We start from the raw sequence: 7,576 nt of genomic DNA, 5'->3' as shown, positions 1-7,576 counted from the left end.
CTTCATCTACCCGATGCACCCTTCGACAGTAAGGACTTTGACGTGTTTGGCAGCCTCATCCAAGTGCATCTCAGCCTTATATGAAGTTCGTGTTCCTAAGGGCGGAGATTTGCCGCTGACTTCCTTCAGATTCTGGGTCACCCCAGACACCCTTGTCTTAAGCTAACCACTACTACTGCCTTCGTGGCTCGGGACTTGAACCCTATAGAATGTGTGCATGCCTGGCACACCAAAAAAAGCTATTCACTAAGGAATAGCTTTTTTGGCAGTTATGAAAGTATGATAAAATTTCTTACTGTGTAAGTAAGTGCAGCCAAGTTTTCCAAAACTCACTTGGCGCAAGAAGTTATTTTAATTTAGAAAAAGCATAGTCTACTGCATCAATCGTTTTCTCAATATCATCGTCTGTATGTGCAGTGGACAGGAATAACCCTTCAAATTGGGACGGCGGTAGAAATACACCTTTTTCAATCATGGCCCGGTAATATTTCGCAAAATAATCCAGGTTGGATGATTGAGCTGTTTCATAATTGACCACTTCTTCATCAGTAAAGAAAACGCCAACCATGGAGCCCGCACGGTTTATATGAAGCGGGATATCATATGCTCCTGCAGCTTTCTCAAACCCTTCCACCAGCCGGTCCACCTTTTTATTGATTTCTGTATAAGTGTCCTCATTCAATGAACTTAATGTTTCATACCCTGCTGTCATTGCAAGCGGATTTCCGGATAATGTGCCTGCCTGATAAATATTACCTGTTGGTGCGATGCTTTCCATAATTTCCCTCTTCCCGCCGTAAGCACCAACCGGCAGCCCCCCACCGATTACTTTGCCTAAACAGGTTAAATCAGGGGTCACGCCAAAATAGCCCTGTGCACAATGATATCCTACCCGGAATCCGGTCATTACTTCATCAAATATAAGGAGGGAACCATGATCCTCTGTTACTTTTCTCAACTTCTCCAGGAAGTTGTCCACCGGCGGAACCACACCCATATTTCCTGACACAGGTTCTACAATTACTGCCGCAATATCCTGCCCGTATTCTTTAAAAGCATACTCCACGCTCTCCATATCATTATACGGTACAGTGATAGTATTTTGGGCAATGGACTCAGGAACACCCGGACTGTCAGGCAAGCCCAGGGTCGCTACACCGGAACCTGCTTTAATAAGCAGAGAATCTCCGTGACCGTGATAGTTTCCCTCAAATTTGAGGATTTTGTCTCTTCCGGTAAATCCCCTCGCCACACGTAATGCACTCATGGTGGCTTCTGTTCCCGAATTTACCATACGAACCATTTCCACGGATGGTACACGTTCAATCACAAGCTGTGCCAGATTATTTTCCAGAATAGTAGGTGCACCAAAGCTTGTACCTTTCGCTGCTGTCTCCTGCAGTTTACTTACAACCCCCTCATCAGCATGTCCTAAAATAAGGGGGCCCCAGCTTAATACATAATCAATGTATTCGTTTCCGTCAATATCCCTAATTTTGGATCCTTTGCCAGATTCCATAAAAATCGGGGACATACCAACGGATTTAAAAGCACGGACGGGAGAATTCACTCCCCCCGGCATTAAATCTACTGCTTCTTTGTACGCATCAATTGAGGCTTCAAATTTCATAGATCATCACCCTAATTTCATTAATTTATTTCGAAGTTTAACTGGCTGGCGGACAATAACGCACATCCTGGATGCACGTAAATGCTCCGCAGAACCGCCGCTCCAAGGATTTAAGCAGACCCAGGATTTGAATTGGGGAGGCAGCAGCCAGCAAACTCTCCATTCGTTCACCCTGCAATCAATTGAGCCGATAGAAATAGCTACATTGAAAGTTTATTTTATATTACTCATTCAACCATTTTGCTGCGTCTTTTGCAAAATAAGTGATTATTAGATCAGCTCCGGCCCGTTTCATTGATGTCAGTTTTTCCAATACAATTTCCTTTTCATCGATCCAGCCATTTAATGCAGCCGCTTTAACCATGGAATATTCGCCGCTTACATTATAAGCAACTACCGGTGCTTCAACATTATTCCTTACATCACGGACAATATCCAGGTAAGACAAGGCGGGTTTAACAATAAGGAAGTCGGCACCTTCATGAATATCCGATACCGCTTCACGCATTGCCTCCCGGCGATTGGCATAATCCATTTGATATGTTTTTCGGTCTCCAAATTGTGGTGTGCTATCAGCTGCATCCCGAAAAGGACCATAAAAAGCGGACGCATATTTAATAGCATAAGACATGATTGGTACGTTTTGATATCCAGCTTCATCCAGCGCCTCACGGATTGCCGCTACGAACCCGTCCATCATATTTGACGGAGCAATGATATCGGCTCCTGCTTCCGCTTGGGAGACGGCAGTTTTAGCATGCAGTTTCAGGGATTCATCGTTGTCCACATCACCGTCATGAATAACGCCGCAGTGTCCATGTGAAGTATACTCACACAAGCAGGTGTCAGCAATAATAAGCATATCGGGAAATTCCTTCTTGAGAAAGCGAGCAGCTTCCTGCACGATGCCATCTGAAATAAAAGCTCCAGTCCCTTTTTCATCCTTCTCTTTAGGGACTCCGAACAGAAGAAGCGCCTTAATGCCTAAATTTTGAACTTCGGTAACTTCTTCCTGGAGATGGTCCAGGGAAACTTGATAAATGCCTGGCATGGAAGGCACTTCGTTTTTCACATCTTTTCCTTCCACAACAAACAGCGGATAAATCAGGTCATCCACCTGAAGATGGGTTTCTCTTACCAACGCACGCATGGCACCTGACGAACGCAATCTCCGGTGCCGGTCAAACGATAATTGATTAACCATTATTATTTAACTCCTTTTTCAAAAGATACTTTCCCAGACAGTGGATCATTCCATCTACTGTAAATTCCTCGGGCACTAAAATAGAATGAAAGCCTAATTGTTTTGCTTTTTTTTCTGTAGTTGTTCCAATACAGACGATGGGCACATTTATTTCGACATCTGCCAGGGAATGAAAAGTTTCCACAGAAGATGGACTTGTAAAGGTGATAAAATCAATCTTTCCAGTTTTTAATGTTTTATTTAAGCGTGTTTTCATATCCACCCGCGAAGTCGTTTCATACACTTCCATGGCATCATACTTTATTGAACGTTCCTCAAACGCTGCAGGAAGAATGTCGAGGGATTTGCTGCCTCTCACAATAAGTACAGGGGATATATCATGATAAACATGAAAAAACTCCTTAGCCATTACTTCCGCATTATATACAGATGGAATGAAAGCAGCACTAAATCCTTCGTCTTTTAGTGCCTCTTCTGTTTTATGCCCAACTGCAGCTATCTTTAACAGTTTTAATACCTTTGTATCTATGTTATATCTTTTTGCTAATTGAAAAAAACACCTTACTCCATTGGCACTCGTAAAAAAGATCCATTGATAGTTCGTCAGCTGCTGAAAGAAAGTATAATGTTCCTGAAGATCTTTACATGAAATTTGTAAAAGAGGTACTTCGATTGGGTGTCCATCATAGTGGCGAATTTTCGCTGCGAATTGCTTCCCCTGTTTTTCCTCTCTGGTTACAAGAATTCTATTTTCATGCAATGATATCTCCATCAGTTGTCAAGCTCCTCTTTCACACTTTCAACAATTTCTTTAGCACCCTGCTTGATCAAAAGGTCTGCAGCTTCTTTTCCGACAGTTTCAGGGTCTTGTCCGCGCACTTCTTCTTTAAGAATTGTTTTGCCATCCGGTGTACCTACCAGTGCTGTTAGCACTATATCGTCATTTTCCAGATAAGCATAACCGCCGATCGGTACCTGGCATCCGCCCTCCAGTAAATGAAGGAACGTTCTTTCCGCACTAATCGTCTTTGCCGTATAATCATCATGAATGGCTGAAAGAATTTCCCGAAGTTCATGATCATCCTCGCGGCTTTCTATGGCCAAAGCCCCTTGGCCGACAGCAGGAACACATATTTCCGGCTCAAGATATTCCGTGATTAGATCTTCACTCAATCCTACCCGCTTTAACCCGGAAACTGCTAATATAATGGCATCATAGTCTTCCTCATTCAGTTTCCTGAGACGGGTTTCTATATTTCCGCGGATCCACTTTATATTAACATCCGGTCTCTCCGCCAGCATTTGTGCAGCCCGGCGAAGACTGCTTGTACCTATAATTGCACCTTCAGGCAAATCCTGTAAAGCTGTATTATTCTTTGAAATAAAGGCATCCCGGTGATCTTCTCTAACCGGGATCGAGGTAATTTGAAGTCCCGGGGGCATTTCTGAAGGCATATCCTTCATGCTATGTACAGCCAGATCAATTTCCTTATCATACATGGCCTGCTCTATTTCCTTTACAAACAGCCCTTTCCCCCCTACTTTTGATAAGGTGACATCGAGAATTTTATCCCCTTTTGTAACTATTTTTTTTACCTCAAAATCGTTTTTCACCCCTGCCTTTTTCAATTGTTCAATTACCCAATTTGTTTGCGTTAAAGCAAGGTTGCTTTTTCTTGAACCTACTATAATTTTACGCATAATTTTTCCTCCTTTACTATACTCTCAAAACCAGCCTTCATTTAAATATGGAATCCGGACATCAGACTGAATAAAAAGAAATTAATCAGCATGAACAAAAATGCTGCTGTATTGTAAACAGCAATGGATTTTCCCCTATAGCCTTTTCCAAGCCGCATAATCAAAAATATGCTGTATACCATCAATAATAGAATCGAACCAATTGTTTTTATATCAAACCAATAAAATTCCGCCTGGGAAACATATGCCCATACAACACCTAAAATGATTCCTATCAATAATATTGGAACACCGATCGAAACCGCCCGAGAGGCATACTTTTCGAGTTGGTGCAGATCGCCAAAACGCCAAATCCACCTTACCGCTCTTTTTTTCTTTAACAACCAATATTGTATCAAATACATAAGTGAGAATAAAAATGATATTGTAAAAAAGCCATAAGAAAGAATCGATAGAGATATATGAGAGATTAGAATCTCATGTACAAACTGCGCCCCTTCCGGCTGACTCATTTCCCCGGCAATGGATAATGTGTATAATAAAAACACAAAAAAGCTGAAAACGTTCGTAAAAAATATGATAAAATGAATCGCAAATAACCGATTAATAATTAGGGATAAGGTTAACAGCACCCAAGCATAGAAAAACAAACTGGCATTCAGGGTCAACATCGGGAAATTATTTTCCATGAACACCTGATACAATAAAAAAAGGGTTTGAATAACCCAAACCATACTAAGCAACCGGAAGGCAATTAATTTCACCTTCCGATTATTCCAGACAAAATCATAAAAATAGCTGATTAAGCTTGAACCATACAAAACTAGCATGACTTCATATAACCATTTCCATTCAGCCATATAGAGATTCCTTCCCGCTTAAATGGTCTGTATTTTCTTCCGTATGGCAAAAGCACGTTCATCCGCTTTTAACTTTATCATTGTATCATTTTTTTTTGCTTGTTTTTCAAATTCCTCTTTCACTTCATTTTCAATACCAAAGATATTTACAAATAAATCCAGGGATTCCTCTGCTTTATCACTTGCTGCAAGTTCCTTCGCCTGTGTTACCGGTTCTTTCAGAAGCTGATTAATAATGCTTTTTGTATGTTTCCTAAGCACTTTTTTTTCCCTTTCTGTTAAGTCCGGGATCTTTCGTTCAATGCTTTTCATTGTTTCTGCCTGGATGGATAGTGCTTTATGCCGCAATGCCGATATTACCGGCACCACGCCTAATGTTTTTACCCATTCTTTAAATTGAACTATTTCCTCCTCGAGAAGGAGTTCAATTTTTTCGGCTGCAGCCTTGCGGGTCTCCAGATTTTTATCTACTACATGCTGCAGATCATCAATATCATATAGGAACACATTATCCAGTTCACTTATTTCCGGGTCAAGATCCCTCGGCACGGCAATATCCATTAAAAATAACGGGCTGCCTTTCCGTTTTTTCTGCACTCCGGAGACAGTTTCCTTCGACAGAACAATGTCACTTGAAGCGGTAGAACTGATTAAAATATCTGTTTCCTCCAGAAGAGACTCCAGTTCATCCAATGTTTTTGCTTCTGCATGATATTGCTCGGCTGCCTTTTTAGCATTTTCCAATGTACGGTTTACCACAGTGATTTTCGTTGCGCCGGCGCCGTGAATATTCTTCAGTGCAAGTTCTCCCATTTCTCCTGCACCAACTACCACAACATGTTTATTTTTCAGATCGCCAAAGATCTTGGTTGCAAGCTCCACAGCAGCATAGCTGATGGAAACAGCCTGCTCGCCTATAGCTGTTTCTTTATGCATTCTTTTTCCGAAAGTGATAGCCTGCTTAAACAGTTCGTTAAAGATGGTCCCGGTTGTTTTTAGGTTCTGGGAAGTAAGAAAAGAATCTTTTACTTGTCCCAAAATTTGTGTTTCTCCCAAAACCATGGAATCAAGACCTGTAGATACCCGGAAGAGATGCTCCATTGCACCATCATCCTCAGTGATGTGCAGATAAGTCGAGAATTCCGACTTATTGATTTGAAACCAATCAGATAAAAATTGCTTAATATAATAACGCCCGGTATGAAGCTGATCTACGACAGCATAAATTTCAGTTCTGTTGCATGTAGATATAATCACATTTTCCAGAATGCTTTTCCTGTCTTTCAATTCCACCATTGCCTGATGCAATGATTCCTCTGTAAATGTAAGTTTTTCCCTAATTTCTACAGGGGCGGTTTTGTAATTAAAGCCGACTTTCAATATATGCACATGATCTACCCCCACATGAATACTTTCGCATACAAATAAATTTATGTTTAAAAACAGGTTTCCATGATTAAATTCATTCTTATTTAATATACATTCCTCTATATTATAACATGTCGAAAAAGCTTTTTTTTGTTAAAATGTGAACAGACTCTGAAACTTTTATATAAAATTAACCGTATAATCACTAAACCCGTTTGTAATGTAACATAAGAAAAATGAAGAAGCAAGAAATCGTGCATGAGGAGGGGTTCGTTGAAAAAACAACATTCCATCGGGGCTTATATATTAATTGGAATTGGGGTATTTTTCCTGCTAAGACAGCTAAAAGTTCCTATTCTAACAAATTTCTATTCCTGGCAAACGATCGTGATTATTATTGGGTTGGCGCTTTTAATACATAGTTTTAAAACAAAAACCTATCAAAATATTTTCAGCGGTATTGTCATACTGGGAATTGGCATCCATTTCCATGGCATGCAGCACTATTCCTTCTGGATTGACCATTGGGCCATGTACATTCTAATTATCGGGCTCGCATTTCTGATCAGATATACAAAAACAAAGGACGGATTTTTCTACGGTATTCTACTTACCGGAATTGCAGTACTCCTGCTTTTTCCTTTCAGTCTGCCTGGCTGGTTAAGCTGGGTATATGTTGTATTTGATTTAGTGGAAAAATACTGGGCAATTATTTTAATCATAATAGGTTTTTATTTACTTAGAAAAGGAAAGTAATGAAAGAAAACATACAATTAAAAAGGTAAACCGGTTTTTATCAAATATTGACCGCTC

Annotated in this window: 7 protein-coding genes; 1 reads left to right on the top strand and 6 read right to left on the bottom strand. The window is 40.5% G+C overall.

Features of this window, described 5'->3' with window-relative positions:
• Window positions 1–346: 346 nt before the first annotated feature.
• The 6 genes from hemL to hemA form a co-directional block, all read right to left on the bottom strand.
• On the bottom strand, window positions 347–1,630 hold the full coding sequence (hemL, locus tag GHD25_RS11405) for a glutamate-1-semialdehyde 2,1-aminomutase (RefSeq protein ID WP_164216912.1): 1,284 nt from the start codon (window positions 1,628–1,630) through the stop codon (window positions 347–349).
• Window positions 1,631–1,853: 223 nt separating this feature from the next.
• The gene (gene hemB / locus GHD25_RS11400) at window positions 1,854–2,834 is read right to left on the bottom strand and encodes a porphobilinogen synthase (RefSeq protein ID WP_164216910.1); all 981 of its coding nucleotides are present in this window, start codon (window positions 2,832–2,834) and stop codon (window positions 1,854–1,856) included.
• Window positions 2,827–3,606 carry a uroporphyrinogen-III synthase gene (locus GHD25_RS11395; protein WP_164216908.1) on the bottom strand — a complete coding sequence of 260 codons (780 nt, stop codon included), beginning with the start codon at window positions 3,604–3,606 and terminating at the stop codon, window positions 2,827–2,829. Before GHD25_RS11395 ends, hemB begins: the two co-directional genes overlap by 8 nt.
• On the bottom strand, window positions 3,606–4,535 hold the full coding sequence (gene hemC / locus GHD25_RS11390) for a hydroxymethylbilane synthase (RefSeq protein WP_164216906.1): 930 nt from the start codon (window positions 4,533–4,535) through the stop codon (window positions 3,606–3,608). The genes GHD25_RS11395 and hemC overlap by 1 nt, the downstream gene beginning before the upstream one ends.
• 41 nt (window positions 4,536–4,576) lie before the next feature.
• Entirely contained in the window at window positions 4,577–5,395 is an 819-nt protein-coding gene (locus tag GHD25_RS11385) for a cytochrome C assembly family protein (RefSeq protein ID WP_164216903.1), read from the bottom strand.
• A gap of 18 nt (window positions 5,396–5,413) precedes the next feature.
• A complete protein-coding gene (gene hemA, locus GHD25_RS11380) occupies window positions 5,414–6,784 on the bottom strand; it encodes a glutamyl-tRNA reductase (protein ID WP_164216901.1) in 1,371 nt (456 codons plus the stop codon).
• Between the two features lie 252 nt (window positions 6,785–7,036).
• Here hemA and GHD25_RS11375 point away from each other — a divergent pair, with 252 nt between their 5' ends.
• Window positions 7,037–7,519 carry a LiaI-LiaF-like domain-containing protein gene (locus GHD25_RS11375; protein WP_164216899.1) on the top strand — a complete coding sequence of 161 codons (483 nt, stop codon included), beginning with the start codon at window positions 7,037–7,039 and terminating at the stop codon, window positions 7,517–7,519.
• Window positions 7,520–7,576: the final 57 nt, after the last annotated feature.

It is taken from the genome of Virgibacillus aidingensis, from assembly GCF_010994035.1.
Classification (GTDB): Bacteria; Bacillota; Bacilli; order Bacillales; family Amphibacillaceae; genus Virgibacillus_N.
The sequence above is the reverse complement of the archived record's forward strand: the minus strand, read 5'-3'. Positions and strand labels throughout refer to the sequence as shown.

Bases quoted from the DNA above. Each gene is read 5' to 3' on its own strand.
- hemL (WP_164216912.1), bottom strand. From the start codon at position 1,630: ATGAAATTTGAAGCCTCAATTGATGCGTACAAAGAAGCAGTAGATTTA.
- hemB (WP_164216910.1), bottom strand. From the start codon at position 2,834: ATGGTTAATCAATTATCGTTTGACCGGCACCGGAGATTGCGTTCGTCA.
- GHD25_RS11395 (WP_164216908.1), bottom strand. From the start codon at position 3,606: ATGGAGATATCATTGCATGAAAATAGAATTCTTGTAACCAGAGAGGAA.
- hemC (WP_164216906.1), bottom strand. From the start codon at position 4,535: ATGCGTAAAATTATAGTAGGTTCAAGAAAAAGCAACCTTGCTTTAACG.
- GHD25_RS11385 (WP_164216903.1), bottom strand. From the start codon at position 5,395: ATGGCTGAATGGAAATGGTTATATGAAGTCATGCTAGTTTTGTATGGT.